At 41.9% G+C, this 24,798-nt stretch carries 27 protein-coding genes, 1 pseudogene and 1 riboswitch; of the genes and pseudogenes, 18 read left to right on the top strand and 10 right to left on the bottom strand.

Annotation, left to right across the window (positions count from 1 at the left end; all coding sequences use genetic code 11):
• Positions 1–185: 185 nt before the first annotated feature.
• Positions 186–761 (bottom strand): rhodanese-like domain-containing protein, encoded by a 576-nt coding sequence (locus tag ACFW0C_RS06060; protein ID WP_378106235.1) that lies wholly within the window; start codon positions 759–761, stop codon positions 186–188.
• A 164-nt stretch (positions 762–925) separates the two neighbouring features.
• Here ACFW0C_RS06060 and ACFW0C_RS06055 point away from each other — a divergent pair, with 164 nt between their 5' ends.
• Entirely contained in the window at positions 926–1,498 is a 573-nt protein-coding gene (locus tag ACFW0C_RS06055; RefSeq protein ID WP_378106233.1) for a TIGR00730 family Rossman fold protein, read from the top strand.
• A gap of 32 nt (positions 1,499–1,530) precedes the next feature.
• On the opposite strand, the gene ACFW0C_RS06050 is transcribed toward ACFW0C_RS06055, so the two are convergent.
• Both ACFW0C_RS06050 and ACFW0C_RS06045 read right to left on the bottom strand, forming a co-directional pair.
• Complete coding sequence (locus tag ACFW0C_RS06050) at positions 1,531–2,412, bottom strand: IS30 family transposase (RefSeq protein WP_378106322.1); 882 nt, start codon at positions 2,410–2,412, stop codon at positions 1,531–1,533.
• Positions 2,409–2,483 carry a helix-turn-helix domain-containing protein gene (locus ACFW0C_RS06045; RefSeq protein ID WP_378106320.1) on the bottom strand — a complete coding sequence of 25 codons (75 nt, stop codon included), beginning with the start codon at positions 2,481–2,483 and terminating at the stop codon, positions 2,409–2,411. The genes ACFW0C_RS06050 and ACFW0C_RS06045 overlap by 4 nt, the downstream gene beginning before the upstream one ends.
• A 127-nt stretch (positions 2,484–2,610) precedes the next feature.
• On the opposite strand from ACFW0C_RS06045, the gene ACFW0C_RS06040 reads away from it, so the two are divergent.
• The gene (locus ACFW0C_RS06040; protein WP_313551724.1) at positions 2,611–3,054 is read left to right on the top strand and encodes a GH32 C-terminal domain-containing protein; all 444 of its coding nucleotides are present in this window, start codon (positions 2,611–2,613) and stop codon (positions 3,052–3,054) included.
• Positions 3,055–3,283: 229 nt separating this feature from the next.
• On the opposite strand, the gene ACFW0C_RS06035 is transcribed toward ACFW0C_RS06040, so the two are convergent.
• Complete coding sequence (locus ACFW0C_RS06035; RefSeq protein ID WP_378106231.1) at positions 3,284–4,624, bottom strand: APC family permease; 1,341 nt, start codon at positions 4,622–4,624, stop codon at positions 3,284–3,286.
• A 411-nt stretch (positions 4,625–5,035) separates the two neighbouring features.
• The gene (locus tag ACFW0C_RS06030; protein ID WP_378106230.1) at positions 5,036–5,500 is read right to left on the bottom strand and encodes a hypothetical protein; all 465 of its coding nucleotides are present in this window, start codon (positions 5,498–5,500) and stop codon (positions 5,036–5,038) included.
• A gap of 9 nt (positions 5,501–5,509) precedes the next feature.
• Between ACFW0C_RS06030 and ACFW0C_RS06025 the strand changes: the two are divergent.
• Positions 5,510–6,297, top strand: a pseudogene (locus ACFW0C_RS06025) (IS30 family transposase).
• Between the two features lie 90 nt (positions 6,298–6,387).
• Here ACFW0C_RS06025 and ACFW0C_RS06020 read toward each other — a convergent pair.
• Positions 6,388–6,903 (bottom strand): hypothetical protein, encoded by a 516-nt coding sequence (locus ACFW0C_RS06020; RefSeq protein WP_378106228.1) that lies wholly within the window; start codon positions 6,901–6,903, stop codon positions 6,388–6,390.
• Positions 6,904–7,099: 196 nt separating this feature from the next.
• On the opposite strand from ACFW0C_RS06020, the gene budA reads away from it, so the two are divergent.
• The 5 genes from budA (at position 7,100) to ACFW0C_RS05995 (ending at position 10,983) form a co-directional block, all read left to right on the top strand.
• Positions 7,100–7,804 (top strand): acetolactate decarboxylase, encoded by a 705-nt coding sequence (gene budA, locus ACFW0C_RS06015; RefSeq protein ID WP_378106226.1) that lies wholly within the window; start codon positions 7,100–7,102, stop codon positions 7,802–7,804.
• Between the two features lie 33 nt (positions 7,805–7,837).
• Positions 7,838–8,554, top strand: a complete 717-nt coding sequence (locus ACFW0C_RS06010) for a M48 family metallopeptidase (protein WP_378106225.1) — start codon at positions 7,838–7,840, stop codon at positions 8,552–8,554.
• 107 nt (positions 8,555–8,661) lie between these two features.
• Entirely contained in the window at positions 8,662–9,864 is a 1,203-nt protein-coding gene (locus ACFW0C_RS06005) for a dicarboxylate/amino acid:cation symporter (RefSeq protein WP_378106224.1), read from the top strand.
• A 239-nt stretch (positions 9,865–10,103) separates the two neighbouring features.
• Positions 10,104–10,265 carry a VOC family protein gene (locus ACFW0C_RS06000; RefSeq protein WP_378106318.1) on the top strand — a complete coding sequence of 54 codons (162 nt, stop codon included), beginning with the start codon at positions 10,104–10,106 and terminating at the stop codon, positions 10,263–10,265.
• Positions 10,266–10,482: 217 nt separating this feature from the next.
• Complete coding sequence (locus ACFW0C_RS05995) at positions 10,483–10,983, top strand: SRPBCC domain-containing protein (protein WP_378106223.1); 501 nt, start codon at positions 10,483–10,485, stop codon at positions 10,981–10,983.
• A gap of 63 nt (positions 10,984–11,046) precedes the next feature.
• Here ACFW0C_RS05995 and gpmA read toward each other — a convergent pair whose 3' ends face one another.
• A complete protein-coding gene (gpmA, locus tag ACFW0C_RS05990) occupies positions 11,047–11,736 on the bottom strand; it encodes a 2,3-diphosphoglycerate-dependent phosphoglycerate mutase (protein WP_378106221.1) in 690 nt (229 codons plus the stop codon).
• A 393-nt stretch (positions 11,737–12,129) separates the two neighbouring features.
• Positions 12,130–12,226: riboswitch (Fluoride riboswitch) on the top strand.
• Between the two features lie 47 nt (positions 12,227–12,273).
• Here gpmA and ACFW0C_RS05985 point away from each other — a divergent pair.
• On the top strand, positions 12,274–13,455 hold the full coding sequence (locus tag ACFW0C_RS05985; protein WP_378106219.1) for a cation:proton antiporter: 1,182 nt from the start codon (positions 12,274–12,276) through the stop codon (positions 13,453–13,455).
• 74 nt (positions 13,456–13,529) lie between these two features.
• Here the strand turns inward: ACFW0C_RS05985 and ACFW0C_RS05980 are convergent, their stop codons facing one another.
• Both ACFW0C_RS05980 and ACFW0C_RS05975 read right to left on the bottom strand, forming a co-directional pair.
• A complete protein-coding gene (locus ACFW0C_RS05980) occupies positions 13,530–13,880 on the bottom strand; it encodes an SDR family oxidoreductase (protein WP_378106217.1) in 351 nt (116 codons plus the stop codon).
• A gap of 43 nt (positions 13,881–13,923) precedes the next feature.
• A complete protein-coding gene (locus ACFW0C_RS05975) occupies positions 13,924–15,120 on the bottom strand; it encodes an NADH-dependent flavin oxidoreductase (RefSeq protein ID WP_378106215.1) in 1,197 nt (398 codons plus the stop codon).
• A gap of 241 nt (positions 15,121–15,361) precedes the next feature.
• Here ACFW0C_RS05975 and ACFW0C_RS05970 point away from each other — a divergent pair, with 241 nt between their 5' ends.
• From ACFW0C_RS05970 to nox, 7 genes are all read left to right on the top strand, one after another.
• Positions 15,362–16,372: an MsnO8 family LLM class oxidoreductase gene (locus ACFW0C_RS05970; RefSeq protein ID WP_378106213.1), complete on the top strand. Its 1,011-nt coding sequence runs from the start codon at positions 15,362–15,364 to the stop codon at positions 16,370–16,372.
• Between the two features lie 135 nt (positions 16,373–16,507).
• On the top strand, positions 16,508–16,846 hold the full coding sequence (locus ACFW0C_RS05965; protein ID WP_378106211.1) for a glycine cleavage system protein H: 339 nt from the start codon (positions 16,508–16,510) through the stop codon (positions 16,844–16,846).
• A gap of 4 nt (positions 16,847–16,850) precedes the next feature.
• A complete protein-coding gene (locus tag ACFW0C_RS05960; RefSeq protein WP_378106209.1) occupies positions 16,851–17,681 on the top strand; it encodes a macro domain-containing protein in 831 nt (276 codons plus the stop codon).
• Positions 17,682–17,770: 89 nt separating this feature from the next.
• Positions 17,771–18,655, top strand: a complete 885-nt coding sequence (locus tag ACFW0C_RS05955; protein WP_378106207.1) for a deacetylase SIR2 — start codon at positions 17,771–17,773, stop codon at positions 18,653–18,655.
• Positions 18,652–19,677: a lipoate--protein ligase gene (locus tag ACFW0C_RS05950; protein WP_378106206.1), complete on the top strand. Its 1,026-nt coding sequence runs from the start codon at positions 18,652–18,654 to the stop codon at positions 19,675–19,677. Before ACFW0C_RS05955 ends, ACFW0C_RS05950 begins: the two co-directional genes overlap by 4 nt.
• A 47-nt stretch (positions 19,678–19,724) precedes the next feature.
• On the top strand, positions 19,725–20,945 hold the full coding sequence (locus ACFW0C_RS05945; RefSeq protein WP_378106204.1) for an AI-2E family transporter: 1,221 nt from the start codon (positions 19,725–19,727) through the stop codon (positions 20,943–20,945).
• A gap of 414 nt (positions 20,946–21,359) precedes the next feature.
• Positions 21,360–22,697 carry a H2O-forming NADH oxidase gene (nox, locus tag ACFW0C_RS05940; RefSeq protein WP_378106203.1) on the top strand — a complete coding sequence of 446 codons (1,338 nt, stop codon included), beginning with the start codon at positions 21,360–21,362 and terminating at the stop codon, positions 22,695–22,697.
• A gap of 101 nt (positions 22,698–22,798) precedes the next feature.
• Here nox and ACFW0C_RS05935 read toward each other — a convergent pair whose 3' ends face one another.
• Entirely contained in the window at positions 22,799–23,542 is a 744-nt protein-coding gene (locus tag ACFW0C_RS05935; RefSeq protein ID WP_378106316.1) for an alpha/beta fold hydrolase, read from the bottom strand.
• Positions 23,543–23,818: 276 nt separating this feature from the next.
• Here ACFW0C_RS05935 and ACFW0C_RS05930 point away from each other — a divergent pair, with 276 nt between their 5' ends.
• Both ACFW0C_RS05930 and ACFW0C_RS05925 read left to right on the top strand, forming a co-directional pair.
• Positions 23,819–23,971 carry a hypothetical protein gene (locus ACFW0C_RS05930; RefSeq protein WP_378106201.1) on the top strand — a complete coding sequence of 51 codons (153 nt, stop codon included), beginning with the start codon at positions 23,819–23,821 and terminating at the stop codon, positions 23,969–23,971.
• Positions 23,972–24,066: 95 nt separating this feature from the next.
• Positions 24,067–24,495, top strand: a complete 429-nt coding sequence (locus ACFW0C_RS05925) for a pyridoxamine 5'-phosphate oxidase family protein (protein ID WP_069286430.1) — start codon at positions 24,067–24,069, stop codon at positions 24,493–24,495.
• The last annotated feature ends 303 nt before the right edge of the window (positions 24,496–24,798 follow it).

The following is a 24,798-nucleotide window of genomic DNA, read 5'->3' as shown; positions in this document are numbered from 1 at the left end:
TGCATATCCATCATACACTAATGTATAAAAAAATACGATAAAAAAACCATTCAAATTTCGGAAAAACAATCACTCAAATAAAAAAGATAGTAACCGCTGACTTGGCGATCGCTATCTTTTTAACAATATTAGTGGAGATTCTTCTCAGTAAAGTAATATAGCAAACTGAAATACAGCCAAAACAATTATTCCCCTTGTGCTTGAATGACTGCTTTGATGCCACCTTCGATGACATGTGTTTTGTTGTAGCCATGTGCTGTTAAGTAGGCGTCACCTGCTGTGGCGCGGCCGCCTGATCCACAGAGTAGGTAAATATCTTTGTCGCTATCAATTTTTTCTAAGTTATCCGCTAGCTTTTCTAGTGGAATATTGACCAAGTTTTTCTCTGGTGCTGGGCGAGTAATTTCATCTGGATGACGTAAGTCTAATAAAATATAGTCATTGTCATCAGGTAATTGTAAGAAATCTGCTGCTGTGATTTCCGCGCTTGTCACCAATACTTCTTGTGGGATATCTTCAAAAAGAAGATAAGCGTTTGGCTCTAGGTCTTCAAAGTCACCGAGTGATTCTTCCCTATCTGTAAGGATGACAAGGTTCTCTTTGTTTTTGACCAAGCTATCCCAGTATTTGTCTTTTTGCTTGGCTGTGACATTCAAACTATTCGGCAAGTGACCTTGACGGAAGGTTGTATTGTCACGGATATCCACCACTACTTGGTCTTGTAAGTTTTCGTATGCAATTTTATCTAATATTGTTGTCATATAACCACCTCTTCTATTTAAATTATGACAGGATGCGTGGGGTGAGTCAATGTGGGTGCTTGATAGAGAATGCCAGCAAGATGCGTTTCGCCCTTTTTCAGGTGGAGGGACTTGTCAGATGCTGATGGTTTGGCTAAAATATTGGGAAAGAAGGAGTGTTGTGGATGGAACTTGAAAGTGTTGCGGTATATTTGGGGTCGGCTGTTGGGGATGATCCGGTTTATGAGGAGATGGCGACAAGAGTCGGTGAAGTGATTGCTAAATCGGGGCGAACTTTGGTTTATGGTGGGTCAAATGTGGGCTGTATGGCTGCTGTAGCGAACGGCGCATTGGCTTTTGGCGGCGATGTGATGGGCGTTGTGCCACAGAAGTTGGCGGATAACAATATTCAACATCCTGACCTGACTAAATTGTTCGTTGTCCAAGGGATGCACGAACGGAAGGCACAGATGATTGAATTATCTGACGGTTTTATGGCCTTGCCGGGTGGTCCAGGGACCATGGAGGAGTTGTTTGAAGTGATTTCTTGGAAGCAAGTTGGCTACCACGATAAACCAATCGGGATTTTGAATGTGAATAACTACTATGATGGCTTGTTGGACTTTTTGGATTTCCAAGTCGATCATGGATTTATGCATCAACAATACCGGGATATGTTGTTGGTTGAAAGAGATCCAGAAGTATTGTTAGAGAAAATGGCTGCTTATGAACCAACAGCAGAAGCGAAATGGAAATAGATATATAGTCGAAATAAATATATCTTCAGTTGTCAAATTAAGTGCAACGATTCATTAAAAAATACTTCATAAGGGGTTTTCCAATTTAGACATTTCCGTGGTCGCGTGTTTAATTTATTCGCCCATTCTTGAATTTGACTATTGAAAATACCTGAAATATCTTCACCTTTGGGTGAATATTCTCGTAATAAACCATTAGTATTTTCGTTTGTACCACGTTGCCATGGAGCATGTGGATCTGGAAAATACACTTTAGTGCCATTTAATTCTAGCGTTATTCGACTATGTTGGGAGAATTCTTTTCCTCTATCGGGTGTAACGGTTTTACATTTATCTTCTCCTACATTTCTTAGTAGATTGATCATACAATCAATCACATTTTTAGAGATTTTCTTTTCAACCTTACCAAGTAGGGAAAAACGAGATCTACGATCGACTAGAGTTACAATATAAGCCCTATCTGTTTTACCGGCTACAGTATCAGCTTCCCAATGACCAATCTCAAGGCGCTCATTGGCAGCAGATGGCCGTTCATGAATCGTATTCGAAATTGGTATTTTTCCACGGCGCTCTCGATAATTTTTTGTGTGTCGTGTTTTACCTCGATGATTTAACTTACGAATTGCACCTTTATTGCCGTGAGAAAGATTCGGTTCATCAAAATCTCCGCGATATATTGCACGATAAATCGTATTATAACTAAGAGCTTGCTGATTTCTTTCCAGTCTAATTCGGGCACTAATCTCCTCTGGAGACCATTGTTCTTCCAAATAGAGTCTTTTTACCCTAGAATGAATTTCTTTATCTAGAAGTATGCGTTTACGACCACACTTCTTTCTCTTTCTTTGCTGATACTTTTCTTGTGCTTTTGAGGGGGATAACTTTTTTCTTGAATAGCATTCCGCATTAGTTATCTTGAAATTGTTGATTTTGCACGATTTAGTTGCTTAGAAATATATCCCAAAGACTTTCCTTGCTCATGCAATAGGAATATTATTTCGCGTTCATTAAATGAGTATCCTGTTTACCAAGATGGTTGGACAAATTGTTTAAATTTAGTGAAGGAATTGAAAGTAAAAGGAAACCAATTATATCAATATCCTGTAGAAGAAATGAACAAAACTAAACGATTGCTTGAAGAAAAAGCAGAGAAAATAAATGGTTTGGTAACTTTACACCAGCCAGATGAAAATGCTTATGAATTAGAAATTCTTCTTCCTGAAAATCAACAAGGGATCCTCTATCTTTTGGCAAATAAAGAGCGGACTCGCTACTTAAAAGTTGATTTTGACTCAGAACGAGGTTTTGTTGAAGTAGACCGCACGAATGTAGGGATTGGAAAGATGAATGAAACAAAATCAACACGTCAAAGTAAATTCCTTCCAAACAAAGAGTTGAAGATGAATATCTTCGTTGATACTTCATCCGTAGAAATCTTTTTCAATGATGGTTTGAAAGTATTATCGAGTCTTGCTTTCCCAGAAAAAGAAGATACATTTATCTTTTTGGAAATGAAAGAAAGTCATGTCAGTACGCGCCTTTTTAAAATTGAATAGAGCATTCAAATAGAGACAAGCTCCAAAATTCGGAGCTTGTTTCTATTTTTTTCTTCGAACGTATCATTACTGCTCGTCGTCATTCATTTCTTTAGGAAATGTGTATGATACAGCTCATAAAAAAGTTCTGTACTATACAAACCTCCCCAAATCCCTATAAACCACCCCAAAAAAATGCAAAACAAGCAGCTTCCATATGGGGCTGCTTGTTCGATAATCTATGCCAATATTATTCTTCTTCAATTAAAACGGGAGCTTTTTGATTTTTTTGAGTATATAAGAAAACAGGAACACCTAACAGAGTCAAGACGATTCCCAATAAAGCGTTGAGCGGCTGCGTCAGCAAAGTACTCATTAAAATAAACAAGCCTCCTGCAATTGCTATCAGCGGAATAAAGGGATAGAGTGGCACTTTGTAAGAGCGCTCAATTGCGGGTTTTCTTTTCCGCAGGATAATGACTGCCAGGAAAGTCATGGTAGAGAAAATCCATATAACGAATACAATCAAATCAGTCAGTTGATTGAACGAACCGGACAGCATCATCACGACAGAGATAGAAACAATCATTATGCCGCCATTTATTGGGACATAAGTATTGGGATGCAAAACACCGAACCAATCAGCAAAAGGAAGCAATCCTCTTTTTGCCAGTACATAGGGAATGCGCATAGCAGAAATGAAGTAGCCATTCATTGCACCAAAAACAGAGATTAAAATTCCCACCGTGATTAATTTGCCGCCAATACCTGGAAACAGTTTAGAAGCAACAGCTGCTGCAGGGGTAGCAGTACCTGCAAGAGTAGCGCTATCGACTACAAAAAGATAGGCAACATTGATTGCAAGATAAACGGCCATCACGATGGAGAGTCCGCCGACAATCACACGAGGCAATGTCTTCCCGGGATTTTTCATCTCTCCCGCCAACGTCCCCACGTTCATCCAACCATCATAAGCAAAAAGGGTGGCAACCAGTGCTGAGCTAAGAGCAGTCAGGAAAGAATGGTCTTCTGAAACAAAAGGCATAAGGCTCTGTTGACCTCCTCCAGGATAAAGTAACCCAGCAATAATGATAATAAAAAGAGGAATAAGTTTCAGGAAAGTAGCGACATTTTGAATCCTGCTGCCGTGCTTCGTTCCCATAAAATTCATGAGGGCTATAAAGAGGGCGGTCCCAATCGCAATGGGAATGATCAATTGATCGCTTAACCCGAAAAGATTGATAACTTGCGTCGCAAAGATAATGGCCAAAGCCGCAAAGTTTGCTGGGAAATAAACAATCATCTGTGCCCATCCAGCCAGAAACCCCCAAATCTTTCCATATACTTTTTCCATATACAGCATTAATCCGCCCGATTCCGAGTAAATCGTGCCAATTTCAGCAACAGTCAGACCACCAGTGATGGTAATGATACCGGCAACAAACCAAGCCAACAGCCCAACACCCGGAGCCCCGCTAGCAGAATACACCGCTGTAGGCTTAAAGAAGACCCCCGCTCCAATTACAGTACCCACTAATACTGTCAGCGCAGTCAAGCCGCTGATACTTTTTTTCAATTCCGTTTTTTCCATGTTTTCTAATTCTCCTAAATGACCTTTGTCAGTGATACGTCCATACATTCTAGGGACGAAAAAACGATTCGTCAAGAACTATTTCATAGCAGAATCAACAAATATGTCGCAGGCATTTTTGTTGCCTGTGCTACCTGCCATGAATAGGCAAGAGAAGGGTTTTGATTTGCCGTCTCTGATTAAAAAAGGAAACATCGATATGAAAGATAACCTTCAGAAAAGTATTTTATGTTTCTTTTAGATCAAATGGAATGGAAAAGTGGGAAGGCCGAGCGATTCCTGCTGTCAAAAATACCTCCTTCACGTAATCAACTGCTAAGCCTTTCGTGAAGGAGGTATTTTTCCTTATATTCATTTTACATCTGTAAATCCTCTTAAAAATGATCGTCACAGCATTCTACTTCTGTCTTTCTAAGCCTTTTTATTTACGGAAGCATCAAAAATGCTATCAATTGCATCCTTTAATGCGGTGTTAAATTCCTCATCGGTCTGGTTGACGTTCAGGTCTTGGGAGAGAGCACGGGAGAAGCTGGCGATCAAACCATCATTTTCTTTCAGTTTTACGTTTGCCTCATCCCTTGAATAACCGCCGGAAAGGGCCACGACCCGAAGATCATTTAGATGGTCAATGGTTTCTTTATAAGTATTAGCCACAGTAGGAATTGTCAACTTCAACATAACATGATCGTCTTCGTGTAAGGTATCCAGATTCCGCAGCAATTCTTCTTTCAGAATAGTCTCCACTTCATCTTTTTTCTCACTATAGATGTTGACTTCAGGTTCAATGATTGGCACAAGCCCCGCATCCAGAATCTGTCTGGCAACTTCAAATTGTTGCTCGACAACTGCCCGGATTCCTTTTGGGTTCAGCTCCAAAATGGAAAAGTGTATGACACCTACTATTCTGTTTATGACGCTGATGCAGGACAGGCCTTCTATGAAAATCAACGACTGAACTGTGGCAGACGCCCCAAATGGGCGAACACAAATGCCTTCATTGACTGGGCAGATGACAAAATGTTAAATGAAAAATGGTCGCCGGACGTCGTAGTCGGATTTGCCAGAAAACACGCGCTGTTCGATTGTGCCATCATTCCTGGAACAACTGCTCTTTATCAATGGATTGACCGCGGAATCATGCGAACAAAGAACATGGACTTGCTTGAAAAACTATCCCGTAAAATCAAAGCGGGCCGCCCAGGACACCGTCCCAACAAGCGTGTTCTCGGGACATCAATTGAAGAACGCTCTAAAGAAGTTGAAACCCGGGAAACATTCGGTCATTGGGCAATTGACACAGTCTTGGGAAACAGACCAAGCCGGATGCCGTGCTGCTGACGCTGGCTGAACGGCAGACACGCTTTGAAGTCATCCTAAAGTTGAACGGGAAGGACACCGAATCGGTGGACCAAGCGGTTCAACATCTAAGAGAACGGGCTGGCGCTAACTTCGATCAATTATTTAAGACCGTGACCTCCGACAATGGCTCGGAGTTTTCGGGGCTACACGATGCTCTGCAAGATGTAGCTGATGTCTATTTCAGCCACCCCTATGCTTCTTGGGAGCGTGGGACGAGCGAAAATCAGCATAAATTAATTCGCCGTTTCGTCGGCTGTCCCACAAAAGTCAAACTCTTTCGATGGTTTCCAAAATACGCCAATTACTTCCGGTAATTGTTCGGCTTTTTAAGGTGTAAGAGCCGACACCAAGAAAGGAACCTTTGGAAGATTAGAGCAGCGACTTTTGTCGCAGCTCCTATCTATCTACCACAAGTCTTCTGCTTGGTCGTAATATGTCTGGTATTTTTTGATGATGTCGTCTTTTTGCTTCAAGATGTTGGCTAGCCCTTTGACCAATTCGCTAGATGTTTCCACCATCGACATGTCCTCTTTTTGGCTTAGAATGGCGTCTGAAACCCCGTCGTAGGGCACTTCTTCGTAGATTTCATCTAGGACTTTGGTGATTTGGTATGCTAACCGTTCTTTTCGCTGGTCTTCGTAGGCCTTAATTTTTGGTAGGGCACTGATCATATAGCGAAAGTCAAGGTGGCGCGTCATTTGCCCATTTTGCACGAGGACATATTCCTTCTCAAAGGGTGAAATGCCAGGAAATTGGCCGTGAATTTGGTACCAACCGTCATAAATTTCCCATACGCCGGGCCGGATCTCAGGCTGAAAATCCCGCTTCAAGACAAACGTCTCATCATCACCAGTAATTTCCGCCATCCACCGCTTCTCATCCTCGCCAATCGGCATCAAAGGCAACTCGTGCGAAATCATCCAACCACTCCTCTCAAATTTTTTGTCTCGTAAGTACTAGTAAGTATAGGAAAAAGGGTCAACAATTTCAAGCTGGCACCCCCGCAATAGCTTGCGAGACGAGGGTAAAAAAGGTAGTATGGACATGACAAGAAGTGCCATCGTTTAAATAAAATGAAAATGAACTGTGCACAGAAAACGATACGGGGAGACAGATATGGCGAAACTATTTCAACATCAAACATTAGGTGACTTAATGGCGGGCTTTTTCGATGGGTCGATAACCATAGAATCCTTATTAAAAGAGGGTAACTATGGGATTGGCACCATGGACCATTTAGATGGGGAATTGATCGTGATTGACGGTAAGGCATACCAAGCCAAGGAAAATGGCAAATTAATCGTTTTAAAAGGGGATGAAACCGTGCCGTATGCCGCTGTGACTGACTTTACCCCTGATCAAACCTTCACGATAAATGAATTATTTACCCTAGATGAATGGCATCAGTTCCTAAAAGGGAAATTGAAATCCTTATCGACATTTTCAGTCATCCGCATCGAAGGGTCTTTTGATTTCATGCATACCCGAGTCATTCCGCGCGTTGAAGAACCTTTCCCACGCTTTATCGAAGCCAGTCGCAAGCAACCCGAATTCAAGCAAGAAAACGTCAAGGGCACTTGCATCGGGATTTACGGTCCTTACCTATTTGAAGGTGTAGTTAAACAAGGTTTTCATTGCCATTTTATCAGTGAAGACAAGAACTTTGGTGGCCACATCATTGATTACACGATTAATCATGCAGACGTATCCGTCCAAACCGTCACCGACTTCCACCAGCATTTCGCAACGGATGATGCAGCTTTCATGAACGCCACAGTCAATTACGATAACCTCATTGCAGAAATTAACAAGAGTGAATAAGGTAGTCATTTTGCCATAAAATCGCGAGAGGAGGTGCCAGTTATTAAACTTGATATGACCATTGCGGGCTATCCCGTTCAAGTAACCAAGCAGGCCAACTATAAAAATTTGACCTTAAAAGCCGTCCCGCCGCATGGGGACCTGCGTATTTCAGCACCTAAATATGCCAGTAAAGCCGCTATTGTCGCCTTCGTGGAAAATAACTTAGCACAAATTGAGCGGATGCAGGCGGATATCCAAAACCGCTATCAAGACCAAGTCAAACACTATGAAACTGGTGAAAACCATTATTTATGGGGCCAATCCTATCCTTTACTAGTCATTGAAAAACCGGGGCCAACATCTTGCCAATTAGTGGATGACCAGCTAGTTTTAACTGTCAAACCAGGAATGGACCAGGATGAGCGGGCACAAGTCTTGATAGCCTTCTACAGACAAGAGTTGAAAGAACAATTAGCGATTACCGGGCCTAAAATGATGGCACATATGGACGTATGGGCCAATGAATTTCGGGTCAAGCAAATGAAAACCAGATGGGGAACCTGCAATATCCAGAAGAAACGCATCTGGATTAGTTTAAGCTTGGTCGCCGCACCGTTAATTTGCCTAGAATCAGTCGTTGTTCACGAATTAGTCCATTTACTAGAAACCAACCATACCAAGCGGTTCTACCAGCTAATGGACCAATATTTTCCGAAATGGCAAGAAGCGAATGCAATTTTAGCGAAATTACCTAGTGTGTTTCATTAAAAGTCTGTTAAAATAGAAGCAGTAATCTCATAATAATAAGTTAAGCCCCAAGTTGATTTGGGACTTTTTTCTTTTTGAGATAGAAATGATTTAGAGGAGTTGTTCATATGGCAAAGAAGGGGTTTAAAATACCGCTAGCCTTGAAATTAGTAATTGCAATTATATTAGGAATCATTGTTGGCCAATTTGGTTTTCTACCAGAAATTTTCTTCCAAGTATTAAAAACATTATCCGGACTATTCTCCGAGTTCCTGGCCTTTATCATTCCATTGATGATCGTCGGCCTGATTATTCCAGGTATCGCCGAACTAGCAGAAGGTGCGGGTAAACTTTTAGGGATCACCGTAGCCATTTCCTACGGGTCAACAATCATTGCCGGTATCCTAGCTTACATCGTTGCCAGCAATATATTCCCAATGTTTATCACCTCCGACTTGGCAAATACTATTCAGGAATCAGGTGAAGGGGCAACCGCCTTATTCTCAATTGGTCTAGAACCCATGTTTTCAGTTACCACAGCCATCATCTTTGCCTTTATGTTAGGTTTGGGGATTTCTTGGCTACGAGCTCGCGGACATGGTGAAGCCTTGGCAAACGTCTTTACAGACTTCGGTAAGGTCATCGATTTAACCTTACAAACAGTCGTGATTCCATTCCTGCCATTCTATATCTTCTTCAATTTTGCGGATATGTCATATTCAGGTTCAGTATTTGCCGTTATGTCAGTATTCTGGCGCGTATTACTAACCGCTATTGTTTTGCACCTGCTATACCTAACAATCATATTCAGTGTGGTTGGTGCTTATGTCGGCAAGAATCCAATTCAATTAATGAAAAACCAAATTCCAGGTTGGTTAACAGCCGCTGGTACCCAATCATCTGCCGCAACCATTCCAACAAACGTAGAAATTGCAAGGAAAAATGGCGTCTCCGAGCAAATAGCTAACTTCGTTGTGCCACTATGCGCCACTATCCATGTAGCTGGCTCAATGATTACCATCACATCTTGTGTGACAGCCATCTTAATGATGTACTCAATGCCAATCTCAATTGGTACAATGGCTGGTTTCATCATGATGTTAGGGATCGCTATGGTCGCTGCACCAGGTGCACCAGGCGGGGCTATCATGTCAGCCTTACCTTTCTTACCAATGGTTGGTCTAACAGAAGCCTTCAACCAATTAGCCATTTCTTTATACATCACACAAGACTCATTTGGTACCGCAACAAATGTATCAGGTGATAACGCTATCGCCGTCATCGTCGATGCCATCTACAAAAAAGATAAAAAAACAACACATCCTAAATAGATTTACTAAAAAGGATTCAGTGTAATGGCTGGATTCTTTTTTTTATGAGGGATAGGCCTAACTATGATAGACTGTTCGAAATTTCACTTTCTTGTGGTAAACTATATAGGTATTAGTGACGTATGATTGATCAATACCCAATAGGGAGTATTGTACCTTGTGTATGATTTAGTGACGGCGATTGTGAAGAGGCGGTTCGCTTCTATGGATATTTGATTCCGAATTCAGAAATTTAGCGCATTGAATATTATCCGGATGCCAGTTTAGCTGAACATTTTGAGAGTATATTAGGTAAAGTTATTACGGCCGAGTTCATTTTAAATAACCAACCTTATATCGCTTTGGATGGCGGTCCATATTTCCGTTTTAATGAAGTGATATCTTTGATGCATAATTGCTAGAGTCAGGATGAAATAGATTATTACTGTGAAAACTATCCGCTATTTCTGAAGCTGAGCAGTATGGTTGGGTAAAAGACAGATATGGTTTATCATAGCAAATTGTGCCGGCAAATATTGGCGCGTTACAGCAAAATCCAGCACAGATTCAAGTCATGATGCAGATAAGAATATTGATATCCAAAGGCTATTAGATTTAGCATAAGAGAAAGGAAACACGATGTTATTTGGGCAATTAATTGAAAACGAAAGTTCGTATACACTATACTTTGAAAGGGACTTCTACCAGTCAAAAGAGGCGGTATTCAACGCATTGACTGATCCAATCATTTTTTCAAAATGGTATCCATTCGCAACAGGGGAAATGGATGGCCAAGTGGGCGGATTGATCAAATTTGACGATGGCGAAGGGAATCTTTACCAAGGTGTGATTACTAAATTTTCACTTGAAGATGGTTTTGAGTTTATCGAAGATGGCCGCGATGTGATACGCATGGAGATTTCTGAAACGGCATCTGGTGCTAAATTACATTTTAACCATACATTTTCAGATCTTGCCTGGGTAGTGCAGACGGCTACCGGTTGGCATAATTGCTTAAATGTATTCGTGCAAATCATGAACGGTCAACCACCACAATGGCCATTGCCAGATGAATTGGCTGAGTTAACGCAAGCTTATGAAACACAATTTAAAGAAGAAAAATTGAAAGAAGAAAAATAGCTTAGAAGTCGAGGAATGCATTGTTCCCGACTTCTAAGCTATTTATTTGCATATGATTACATATTATTTGGCGATATGTTTCGTTAAGATTTTTTTGTTTGAAATATGAAGGTTTTCGTCAACGTCATAAATAATGGGTTCACCGGTTGCAATTTCTAAGTCAGGAATATCTTCATCAGAAATACCCTCCAAGTATTTGGTTAATGACCGCAAACTGTTACCATGAGCGACAACGAGGACATTTTTGCCTTCTTTTAAATCAGCTGCAATATGGTCTTCCCAATAAGGCATGGTCCGATTTAAGGTATCTTTTAAGCTTTCTCCAGCTAATAAATGGTCGATATCAAGGTCTTGGTAGCGGCGGTCAAAAGTATTGGCATTCGCTTGAGGCGGGCGAACATCATAAGAACGGCGCCAGATATGCACTTGGTCTTCACCGTGAATAGCAGCCGTTTCTGCCTTATTCAATCCTTGAAGCGCACCGTAATGACGTTCGTTTAACCGCCAATGTTTGTGGACTGGTAAGTAAAGTTGGTCTAAATTATCAAGCGTATAAAAACTTGTTTGAATCGCACGTGCTAGTAGGGAAGTGTGTACAACATCAAAAGTTAAACCTTCTTCTTTAAGCGCTAGACCAGCAGCCTTAGCTTCCTCCACCCCCAGAGGACTTAAAGCCGGATCTAACCATCCAGTAAACACATTTTGTAAATTCAATTCACTTTGTCCGTGGCGGATAAATACTAATTTAGCCATCTTTCTCCATCCTTTCAAGGATACTGTTCTTCATTTTTAGGCTTACCTATACTATACGCCCAGGTGAAAACTATAGCAAGAAAATACACCTCAAATTCTTTAATAACAAGCGAAAATGTCTGGTTGATTCATTTTTGTATTTATGATGATTTCACTATTTTTATAATTTGTCGTAAAGGGCAATTACCCTTTTAATGATTGGCGAATTAACAGGTAATTTCCTTTCTGAAAAAGCACTAATTGTCAGACAAAGAATTAGACCTCGGCTAATTCTGGGTCCACTGCTTTTAAAGCTATAATAGGCATGTGAAGGCTGATGGCGTTCTATAATAAGAAGAATATGTGTATTTTATACCTTGTATTTTTCAGAAAAAAAGCGTATGCTTAGGGAGCATAAAAAAAGGGAATGAGGTTCTCCCTGGTCAAGTAGATGGTGATTTTAGGCCATCCCATACCGAACCGCTGAAAAGCTGATGACTTCTGCAAGTAAAACTGCAGGCGTATCGGCTTTTTTTGTGCCTGCAAAAGGAGGAAATTATGTTACTATCGTTAGGTTTTATCATTATTGTGGGGTATTTATTGGGGCGCTTGTTGAGTGCAATGAATTTACCTAGTTTAATCGGCTACATCATCGCAGGCTTAATCATGGGGCCGTCATTTTTCAATCTAATTGATCAAAGTGCATTGGACATATCCAGTGATTTAAGACGGATTGCCTTGATGATCATCTTACTTAGAGCGGGTTTAAATATCGATTTGCAGGACTTGAAGAAAGTAGGGCGCCCAGCCATCTTCATGAGCTTCCTACCAGCTACCCTAGAAATCATCGGGACAATCATTTTGGCACCAATATTCTTTGGGATGTCATACTTATCTGCAGCTATCTTAGGGACTATTATCGCAGCCACATCACCGGCCGTCGTCGTTGCCCGCATGTTAGATTTAATGGATAAGGGATATGGTAAGAAAAAAGGGGTACCGCAAATGATTCTGGCGGGCTCCTCTATGGATGATATCTTCGTCATCATCATATTCACTGCCTTAACAGCCCTTGCTGAAACCGGTGAATTCCATTGGGTAAGCGTGATATCTATACCAACTTCTATCATATTAGGCATCGCTGGGGGATTATTAGTAGGTTGGCTACTGTCACTAGCCATTGAAAAATATCAATTATCAGGTGGATACCCAGTCATCTTAACCTTTGGGATGGCCATGTTATTTGATGGGGTTGAAAAAGGCATGACAGGGCCAATTGGCTTCTCAGCCTTACTTGCTGTGATGGCAATGGGCTTTATGATGCTTCGCGTCAATCCAGTTCAAGCCAAATCTGTTCAAGTAGGGTTTAATCATTTATGGCAAGTCTTTGAAATTATCCTATTTGTGTTAGTTGGTGCCAGTATGTCCATCGAATCCGTCAAAGATTCAGGCCTCCTTGCAGTAGTGTTAATGCTCTTGCTGTTGCTATTTAGAGGACTTGGCGTACTTTTATCTGTTTTGGGCACTCAATTAAACAAAGAGGAAAAAGCATTCGCCGTCTTCGCCTACATTCCAAAAGCCACAGTACAAGCAGCCATAGGCGCTGTGCCCTTAGCGATGGGATTACCGAGTGGTCAAATCATTTTAACCATCTCAGTCGTTGCCATCTTAGTCACCGCACCGCTTGGCGCAGTATTAATCGACCAAACTCATAATCAACTATTGCGAAATGATCGATAAATAAGGAAATAAAAACAAAAAAAGCTGGCCCTCAGAAAAATGAGGACCAGCTTTTTTACGGAATTTTTTTTATTTTAGAGTGGTGCCGTGAAGCCACCATCTACAGTGATAATATCACCGTTGATAAATTTAGCATCATCTGATGCCATGAATACTGCGGCATTGGCGATATCTTCGGGTTGACCAACGCCTTGGTTTAAGGCGCTGACGGCACCAATCCGGGCGTTCCCAAAGTCACTTAAGTTGGTCATTGTTGAGGTAATATTTGTAGCGATGGCACCTAGGGCAATCCCGTTAACACGAATTTTGTTGTTGGTATGCATGAAGGCTGTTGATTTCGTCATAGCAGATACAGCGTGTTTAGACGCAACATATACCGTTCTCGCAACTAAGGCAATGAAAGAGAAAGCTAAAGTCGAAGGCATATCTTTAGATCTTTAAATATTTAGATCATTATATTTTTAAATGTTATTTTGAATCGTAATTTTTTTCGTGTTCACGTAATTTGTCGCGGGCTTCTTGTGGTAAGCCTTTGCCGTAGTCCATCATGCGGACGATGTCTTTAAAGGCTGCTTTTGGTATAGCAAGGTCATCGATATCTTTGTTGGTTAATTGTAAGTCAATTTCATCAGCTTTGCCGGCTGTTAATTTATTGACAAAATCCGGTTCTGTAATAAAAGGCGATGACATCCCAACCATATCTGCATATTGGATAGCTTCCATGGCTTTTTCAGGTGAATTGATCCCACCAGTTGCCATCATGACAACGCGACCATTTAAATGGTCATGAACAATTTTATTGACTGGCTGACCATAGTATTGACCTTCAGCACGTACAGTATGTTGGAAAATGTTTTGACCCCAAGAGGCAATAGCGAGGTAATCTAGATCGGCCACTTCAATGATCCAGTCCACCCATTGGTTAAATTCTTCAACAGTATAGCCGATTTCCGTGCCGCGCGTTTCTTCAGGCGTGCCTCTAAAACCAAGGATAAAATCACTTGGCGCTTCTTCATTGATCACTTTTTGTACTTCTTTAAAGACTTCGAGGCCAAAGCGGGCCCGGTTCTCTAAGCTTTGTGGACCATATTCATCTGTCCGCTGGTTTGAATAAGGAGAGAAGAAAGTCTGCATTAATAAACGTTGAGCCGCTGAAATTTCCACCCCAGCAAAACCTGCTTTAATCGCACGGCGAGCGGCGTCCCCGTATTGACGAATGACTTGCTTGATTTTACGTGGTGACATTTCTAAAACTTGGTGGTCGATTGGCGTATGCAAGCGCTGCGGACTTGGGCCATAAACTGTGTAGTAGTCCAGGATTGCTTGGTTGGCAAAACGTCCAGCATGGGTTAATTGTAGAATGGCTTTAGCGCCATCAGCTTGCATAGCGGTAGCCATTTTGCTAAGACCTGGAATGGCACGATCATCGTCAACGGAGAAACCATATTCAAATAGTTGACCGTAGGATTCGATGTATGCAGCGCCGGTCACTTGGATAGGGGCTGATTTAGCGCGACGGTTGGCGTAATCGAGGTCTTCTTGGGTGATGAAGCCTTCTTGAGTGGATGAATTAGTCACGATTGGCGATAGGGCAAAGCGGTTTTCGAGGACTAGACCGTTGGGTAGGGTCACTGGTTGTAACAATGTCTTATAATCTTGGGTCATGATTGGATGTCCTTTCTATATCTATGGATTTTTGGATTTCAGAATGCATTTGGATTGAATGTTTGCATATCGCAATAGGTGTATGCGGATACATAATTAGTTGAGTAAAAACAAATTCTGCAAACATTTGAACAGTTTCTATGATATCATGATAATAGTTAAAAAGGCTAGCTATGTAATTTGTGGATAGAATTATAAACTTGTAATATTACAGTTTATAAAAGTAAAGGAGTACAGTTGTATGACCAATACAGTGAAATGGAATGTCCTTGATTTCGTGGCCCGTGACAAGGGGAAAAGCGACAGAGAGGCTTACGCTGATACACTCGCGTTAGCTAAAACGGCTGAAGATTTGGGTTATCACCGCTTTTGGTTTGCGGAACACCACAGTTTAGCTGCTTATCCATCCGCTGCCCCAGAAATTCTGATGACCCACTTTTTGAGTCAGACTAAGCGGTTGAAATTTGGATCAGGTGGGGTCATGTTACCACATTATGCCCCATTGAAAGTGGCTGAAGTATTTGCTACAATCGCTCACTTGTTTCCTGGCCGGGTGGATTTAGGTATGGGCAACAATCCCGGCCGTCAAGCGGTTCGTGAGGTACTGGACAATAATCTCAAAGGCTACAGGGACAATGAAGAGGCTTTGCGGGAAGTGCGAGACTTTGTGACTCAAACAGCGTCCTCTTATGGGGATGTCCAGGTTTATCCGCGGGCTGAAACCCCACCGACCTTGTGGACCCTATCAGCTAGCGAAGCATCAGCTTATAAGGCTGCCCGATTAGGGGTTGGCTACGTTTATAGTTTACTATTTAACCAGGACGAAGATGCTATTGAAGCAGCGGGGCGAATTGCGAAAATTTACCGGGACAATTTCCAACCTTCTGCCAGCTTGGATAAGCCACAATTTATGGTTTCGGCCTTCATCGCCGTCGTGCCTGAAGGGGTCGATATCCAGCCGCTTCAACGAGCATTTGATTTATGGATTCTTGGCAAAAAAGACTACAGCGAATTTGACCACTTGCCAACTATCGATGAAGCAGCCGACTATAAGTTTACGCAACCAGATTTGGCTAAAATAGCCCGTAACCGCAATAAAGTCATCACAGGTGATATCCGGCAAGTCAAAGCGCAAATTGACAGGATTATCAACAGCACAAACGCTGATGAATTTATGGTGATCCCGACGGTGCCGGGCATAGAAAGTCGTCAAGAACACCTGACCTTAATCGCACAAGCCTTTGATATCTAGACATTAGCTTGAGCGGCGATAGCCCTTTTCCAAAAAAATAATGATAACAAAATTACAAATAAATCATTAGTCAGTCAGGACAAATCACGCTACATTAATCAACAAAAAAGCAATCAACTTATAGGAGGAAACAACATGCGCAAACTAGCAAATTATCTATGGGTAGAACAAAACGAAAACGAATTTACATTTATCATGACGCCAGAATTACAAGACGACATCGGGACCGTTGGCTACGTCGAATTCATCGCCAATGACGGCGATCAAATCGAAAAAGACCAAGCGATTTTAAACCTAGAAGCCTCAAAAACCGTCCTAGAATTGCAAGCACCATTGGCAGGAACCATCACAGCCATCAACAAAGCCGCAGAAGAAGCGCCTGACCAATTGAACTCAGAAAAAGCCGAAGCCAGCTGGGTATACAAAATGACTGGCGTAGACCAAGCGGCATTCGACCAACTGCCAGAAGCGTAGACTGATGGACAAAGCGCTCAAGACGGCCATTCACTACCTGTGGGACCAGCAGAATGATAGTAGTCACGCCCAGAAAGCCTTTACTGATTCTTTGAAAAGGACAGGTACCGTCCGAGCTGACGGGACATTGAACTTGGCGTCCATCACCGACGAAAACGACCGCTGGGCCATTTTCCGTGGGTTAGTCAATGTACGAGACGGCTACCAACCAAGTGAAGCATATTTGATGGCAGAAGGATCAGTCTTGCAGGCCAAGCTAGGCTCCGCTGCCACCCCAGTCCTCTGGCAAGAAAGCCGACATGACAAGCAAATTTTCCTTTGGCAGGGGGACATTACCCGGTTAAAAGTGGATGCCATTGTCAACGCCGCCAACAAGGACGGTCTTGGCTGTTTTATCCCAAGCCACCATTGTATTGACAATACTGTTCATACCATGGCGGGGGCCCAGGTCAGAACGGACATGGCGCTTGCCCTAAATGGCCGTAAATTACCTGTGGGCAAAGTCATGGTCACAAAGGCCTATAACTTGCCGTCTGCCTTCATTTTTCATACGGTTGGACCTGTGATTTTCAGGGAGCCGGTTTCTCAATTCAACCAAGATTTGTTGGCTGCTTGCTATAGAAATTGCCTGGTAGAAGCGGATAAGATGGGGCTTTCGAGTATTGCCTTCTGTGCCATTTCAACGGGTGAATTCCGCTTTCCTAAAACCTTGGCCCGGGATATTGCCATCCGAACGGTCCGCGATTATTTGGCGCAAACGGCTAGTGGGTTACAGGTCCTCTTCAATGTCTATTCGGCTGAAGATCTGGCCCTATATGAAGACGTATTGATGTAAAAATGATAAAAATAATGACGAATTTTTGGAGTAGGTAGGCTAAAGACTCGCTGCCTACTTCTTTCTATAGGAAAGGAAATGGTGTAGGTATGTGGAAAGCTTTTGAAATGATAAGAGATGATCAAGCAAAAATGTTACAAGAAGCAGTCGCCGAGGCAGACGCAGTGGTGGTTGGAATTGGAGCTGGCATGTCAGCAGCTGACGGTTTCACCTATGTGGGGCCACGGTTTGAAGACAATTTTCCTGATTTTATTGAGAAATACGGTTTTTTCGATATGTTACAAGCCAGCCTCTTTGATTTTCCGTCGACTCAGGAATATTGGGCCTTCGAATCTCGTTTTATCGCCTTGAACTACCTTGACCAACCAGCAGGGGCCTCTTATATCGCTTTGAAAGAACTCTTGGCCAATAAACCCCACCATATTATTACCACCAACGCAGACAATGCCTTTGCGGTGGCGGATTACGACTTGGATAAGATCTTCCACATTCAAGGGGAGTATATTTTGATGCAGTGCAGTCAAATGTGCCACCAAGAAACCTACCGAGATGACGATTTAATCCGGCAAATGGTGGACCAGCAAGAAAACATGGAGATTCCTTATGACCTGATTCCCCATTGTCCAAAATGCGGGGCCGTGATGGAGGTCAACAAAAGAAAAGCGGGCAAGGGCATGGTAGAAAGTCCGGATTTCTTCGCTCAAAAAGCCCGTTACGATGACTTTTTAGCTCAACGTCAAGGCCAAGCCATTCTCTTCTTAGATATTGGGGTAGGTTATACCACGCCACAATTCGTTAAAACTCCATTCCAAGAAATGACCGCCAACAATCCAAAAGCCATGTATGTCCCAATGAATAAGAAGTTATATCGGATTCCTGACCGAATAAAAGGGCAAACCTACCGACTTGATGGGGATATCGCAGACACCATTATCGGCGCCAATAAATTCATACAGGAGGAATTAGCCAAATGATCGTCATCGAACCAATCCGAAATGGCCAATATATCATGGATGGGGCTTATGCCTTAGCCGTTCAAGTCTATGTCCAAGACCAGCTTGAAATTACAGAGCCTGTTTTATTACCCTATATAGTAGGGCCAACAGTCCAAGTGGGCCGGTTTCAAAATTCCCTGGTTGAAGTCAATAAAGACTATGTTGAAGACCATGACATCTTACTCGTCCGTCGCGATACCGGTGGCGGGACCCTTTACCAAGACGCCGGCCACGTCAACTTTTGCTTTGTTTATCCAGGCGATACCGATATTTACGACAATTACACCAAGATGTACCAGCCGACGATTGATGCCCTTGAGAAATTTGGTGTCAAAGACCTGAGTCAGAGCGGCCGGAATGATTTAGAGATTGCTGGGAAAAAGATTTCCGGCGCAGCCATGACCATGAAAAATGACTTGGTCTATGGCGGATTTTCTTTAATGCTAGACGTAGACTATGATGCCATGGTCAAGGCGCTCACTCCCAATGAAAAGAAAATCACTTCAAAAGGCATCCAATCTGTTCGTGCACGGGTAACGGACATCAGAAGTCATTTAGCGCCAGCTTACCAAAAGCTCACCAATTTTGGATTCAAAGATTTGATGGCTGGTGAATTTTTAGGCATCGAGGATATGAGTCAAGCCAAGCGGTATGATTTAACCGATCGAGACTGGGCGATTATCGACCAGATGGTGGCTGATAAATACAAGAATTGGGACTGGAACTTCGGCAATAATCCGACTTATGCCACCACAAATGACGTCCATGCGCCAGGGATTGGGACGATTGAAGTGTCCTTAGAAATTGCTAAAGGCCATATTCAAAGATGTCGAATTTATGGGGACTTTTTTGGTAAAAAGGATATTGCTGACCTAGAGCAGGTGCTTATCGGCCAGCCACTTAGACAAGAATCGCTGGCTGAGCGGTTAAGAGATATCGATTTAACGCCTTATTTTGGCTCCATTGACCCAACTGTTCTCATTAACCTACTTTTAGCATGATATGTTAAAATGTATACATACTAAAGTAAAGAAAGAGTTGAATTATTTTGAAAAAATTAAACGGACCAACAAAGCAAGGGGTCCAATGGTTGGCCTTGATTGCGATATTTATTCTAGCCGTCATCAACTGGTCATATCTTGTCCAAATAATCTCTATGGTCTGGTCAGTGGTTTTCCCTTTAATCTTAGGTGGGATGATTGCCTTTGTCCTGAACTTATTGATGACTTGGCTTGAAAAGTACCTGTATCCAAATGCAAAAAATAAATATCTAAAGGGTTCTAGACGCCCAGTAGCCATTATTCTAGCGATTTTAATTGTCTGTTTAGTCATTGCAGCGACTGTTGTCATTGTCGTACCGCAATTGGCTTCAGCAGTCATGACCTTAATTGATGTAATTCCTGAAGCAATCCAAAACTTAACAGATTGGTTTAACCGTCAAGAAGCGTTAGTACCTTTCGTCAATGAATTGGCTAATCAAGTCAACATTGATTGGGGTAGCATGTTTTCTAGTGTAGCTAGTGGGATTAATAGCTTAGCTTCTAATGTCGCAACCACTTCTGTTTCTGTAATGACCACTTCAGTTGGGGCAGTAACCAACATTTTCTTGGGTATCCTATTCGCCATTTATATCCTTTTTTCAAAGGAGAAATTGGGCAAGCAAGTGGACCGGTTGCTGACCGTTTATGTCAGAGAGGATATTCACCAGTTAATTGAGAACGTGGCACATGTGGCCAATGAAACATTTTCTAAATTTATTTCTGGTATGGTAACAGAGGCCATTATTTTAGGGGCTCTTGTGACAGCTGGATTGTTCATTCTACAAATTCCTTATGCAGCCATGTTAGGTGTCTTGCAAGGTGTTATGGCTTTAATTCCAATTATTGGGGCCTTCCTATCGGGTGCGGTTGGGGTCGTGATTCTACTCGCTTTAAGCCCAACTTACGCCTTGGTTTATCTCATTTTTGTACTCTTCGTTCAACAATTGGAAGGGGACTTGATCTATCCACGAGTTGTAGGGGATTCAATTGGTCTACCATCTATGTGGGTCCTGTTCGCTGTAACTGTTGGTGGGGGCTTGATGGGTATTCCAGGCATGTTAATCGGGGTGCCGGTCCTAGCCTCAATCTATAAGATTATCAAGATCGATGTCAAATACCGCGAGCAGGTCCGTCAAGAAACTGGGGAACAAGATTTGAGGCCGACAGTGCGCTTTTTAGAGAGTCTGCGACACCAAGCTTTAACTGAGGAAGAAATCGATAAGTTGTAATATCGTATAAAAATGCACAAACTTTTTCACATGCGAGACATTCACAAGCAAATAATACAATAAACGTTGATACATAAAGGGAAGACGCCACTTAATTGTGAGTGTCTTTTTCATTTATATAGGTTCAAAATCAGTTAAAATACAAAAAATGTACAAAAAAACCTAAGTTTGTGAAATGACGAATTTGGAGTAAAAAAGATTATTTTCAGCAAAAAAACAAAAATTGCAATAATTACCCTTTAAATAAAGGCACATAATAAGTTTTTCACAAACTTTCTTTTAAAATTGCTTGCTAGTGACTTTGTGAGCTTTTATAAATTATACAACTTTGGTTTGTCATCCCAAAAAAATGGTGTTACTCTAAGCTTGTAAATAAATGAGCAAACGATATATACACCGAGGAGGAAACATTTAATGAAAGTTGTAGTAGTAGGGACTAACCATGCAGGTATCTCAGCAGCAAATACATTATTAGATTCAGATCAAGACGTAGAAGTTACATTAATAGACCGTAACTCAAACTTATCATACTTAGGTTGTGGGACCGCATTGTGGGTAGGACGTCAAATCGATAGCTACGAAGGGTTATTCTACACAAATGCTGCAGATTTCGAAGCTAAAGGTGCTAAAGTATCTTTAGAAACGGAAGTAAAAGAAATCGACTTTGAAAATAAAGTTGTATACGCAGAAACTAAATCAGGTGAAAAATTAGAAGAAAACTATGACAAATTAGTTTTAGCAACTGGATCTCTTCCAATCGCACCTAAATTACCAGGTAACGACTTAGAAGGATTACACTTCCTAAAATTATTCCAAGAAGGTCAAGCAGTTGACAAGGCCTTAGCAGCAGACGACGCTAACGTTGTATGTGTTATCGGTGCTGGTTACATCGGCGTTGAAATCGCTGAAGCAGCAGCTCGTCGTGGTAAAGAAGTGCACATCTTCGACGCTGAAGAACATTCATTAATGAACTACTACGATGTAGACTTCGCAGTAGCAATGGACGAAAACTTACGCGCTAACGGTGTTCACACTCACTTTGGTGAATTAGCTGAAGAATACTTAGGTGAAAACGGTAAAGTAACAGGTCTTAAAACGACTAACGGCGAATACAAAGCTGACGTTATCATCAACTGTATCGGTTTCCGTCCAAATGCTGGATTAGGTGCTGGCCACTTAGATACATTCGTTAACGGTGCTTACTTAGTAGACCGTACATTCAAAACAAACGATGACTCAGTATATGCAGTAGGTGACTGTGCAACTAACTACTCAAACGCTGTAAATGACACAGCTTATATTGCATTAGCTTCAAACGCTGTTCGTTCAGGTATCGTTGCAGGTCAAAACATCTTAGGTAACCACGTAGAAGGTGCTGGTATTCAAGGTTCAAACGGTATCGAAATCTTTGGCTTGAAATTAGTATCTACTGGTTTATCAGTACGTGCAGCAGAGAAAAACGGCTTGAAAGTCAACTACACAGACATCGAAGATACACAACTACCAGGCTTCATGCCAGCAGAAGAAAATGGCGAAGTTAAATTGCGTATTGTATACGAAGAAGAATCTCGTCGTATCGTAGGTGCGCAAATGGTATCACGCTTTGATATTTCAATGGGTATCCACATGTTCTCATTAGCAGTGCAAGAACAATTAACAGTCGATAAATTAGCATTATTAGACTTGTTCTTCTTACCTCACTTCAACCAACCATACAACTACATCACAAAAGCAGCGTTAAAAGCTGAATAATTACAATCTTAAAAATTAAACTTTAAATCATTGAAAAAGGGCAACCCTCTTAGCTAACCTCAGCTAGGAAAGGTTGTCCTTTTTTCGTGATGTTGGCAGTCCTATAAGTGGTCTAAGAAGAAAGTCGTCATCATATCCATTGTTTCTGTCCTAACCAAATGGTCTTCATCCTCGTGTACAAAAATAATATTGTCCAAGTGGCTGTTGTCTTTTACGAACGCCGCAGTCTGGTCATAAGGGACCCGCCAATCGCGTTCGCCATGCCAAATGAAGAAGGGTCTGCCCGCTAAGCTATCAACCTGGGTGGACAAATCATACCGGTCAACCCAAGCCGTCAATTCTCTTAAATCATCTGGAACAAACCGGTTAGGTAATCTGCTGGCATGTTCAATCAGTCGCTCTCGGTATTGGATAGGGGTAGGTGATCCCATCATACAAGAGGCTACTTTAATCTCTGGATGGTGGGTCAGTAAAGCAGATGATGTAAACCCGCCCATAGAAGTTCCACCAACCCCGATCCGGTCATCTAAGACCAAGCCCAGTCGCTTGAAATGGGTGATAATAGCCCCGAATTCAAATAAATTAGATTGGATACTTTGCCAAAAAGTCAATGACGGGATGGCAGATATGGCCTGCTTGCGGCGACCATGGTTCATAGCGTCTGGTAAGAGGACCCGAAAACCTACTTGGGCCAATTTTCGGCCCTGGGTTAAATTCAGTTCCTTATTGGATTGCCAGCCGTGATAGTAGACAATCAAGGGTAATGGGGCATTTCGCTGGTCTAAAGGGACGACTTCAAGTAAAGGTATCTCGCCAATTTGTCGTCTTCTAATGGTTGTTTTCAATGGCATTTCCTCGCATTCAATCACTGGTTAAAGCTATTGTTCACTTGCTAATATAGCGACGGCTAGGAGGAAATGCAAACATTAAGAACTAGCTGATAGTGGGCAACTTAAGCAATTTAGCGAACGCTAAAGAAGTGGTTAAGCAGCCAATATTTATTGTCATGGCCAGATTAGTATTCGGGCTGGCTAGTCCACCTGGTAAAGTCCCAACAACTTACCCAACTTGCAGTTGACTTCAAGAAAATCTACTTAGAAGTAGGAGAAACAACAGATACCATGATCACAATTGGTCCATTTACAACCAACCACCCGCTAGGTGTATGGGACAACAAGGCCCGCGACTTTATCATCGATCCCGGTGAGTATGATTTCAACCTAGATAACGCTAGTGATAATACACCATTCACTTTATCCCTCACCATTCAATAGTTTTTTAATGGATTTTTGACTTAGATTCTACTAAAGAAATATGATGTTTTGCGATACAATAGAAGAAAGTAGAATGATGAAGGAGATGTTGAAAAATGGCATTACAAGATTACATGACAATCCTAGAAAATATGGGTGCGGCGGTTTTTGCGACGGTAGATAGTGAAGGGAAACCTCGTACACGGTTTGCGAATGTTGGTGTGGCGAATGAAAATGGAATTTTCTTTATGACTAAACCAGGGAATGAATTCTATACTCAATTACAAGCAAATGAGCATGTATCCATTTCAGCTATGTCAAATGACGAAAACGGCATCCAAGCCATTACCGTTGACGGTAAAGTGCGCGAAGTGGATCAATCTTACTTAGAGGATATTCTAAAAGACAACCCATATGTAAAAGATGTTTATCCTGATGAAGAAGATCGGAAATCAGTTGTTGCGCTTCAAGTATATGAAGGTAGTGGCTTCTACATGAACTTAAAAGAGCATAAAAACGACACATTCGAATTTTCAGCAGAATAATAAAATTTCTAGTAAGGCTTCGGCTTCAGTTTTTTCTATCATTGCCTTAGATATAAGGTGCATTTTAGGGCGTTCAGGCAAGAGATGATGGAAGAATCGTGAAGTGGCACACAAAGTGTGACGGGATCTAATATGAAGTAGGCCCTTGCCTGCCCTGAAGCGCTTTAATAGCGGTGAGACTGTCCACAGCTTGGGTCTGTTAACTTGCTTGACGATTCATACTGTAACGGAGTGCCCCAAACATTCTGATATTGGGCAAGACATCCTTGCTTCACAGCGAAGGCATGCTAGGAATACTTCCGA

The sequence above is a fragment of the Aerococcus sp. NPDC058936 genome (assembly GCF_042741995.1).
In the GTDB taxonomy this organism is placed as follows: Bacteria; Bacillota; Bacilli; order Lactobacillales; family Aerococcaceae; genus Aerococcus.
The sequence above is the reverse complement of the archived record's forward strand: the minus strand, read 5'-3'. Positions and strand labels throughout refer to the sequence as shown.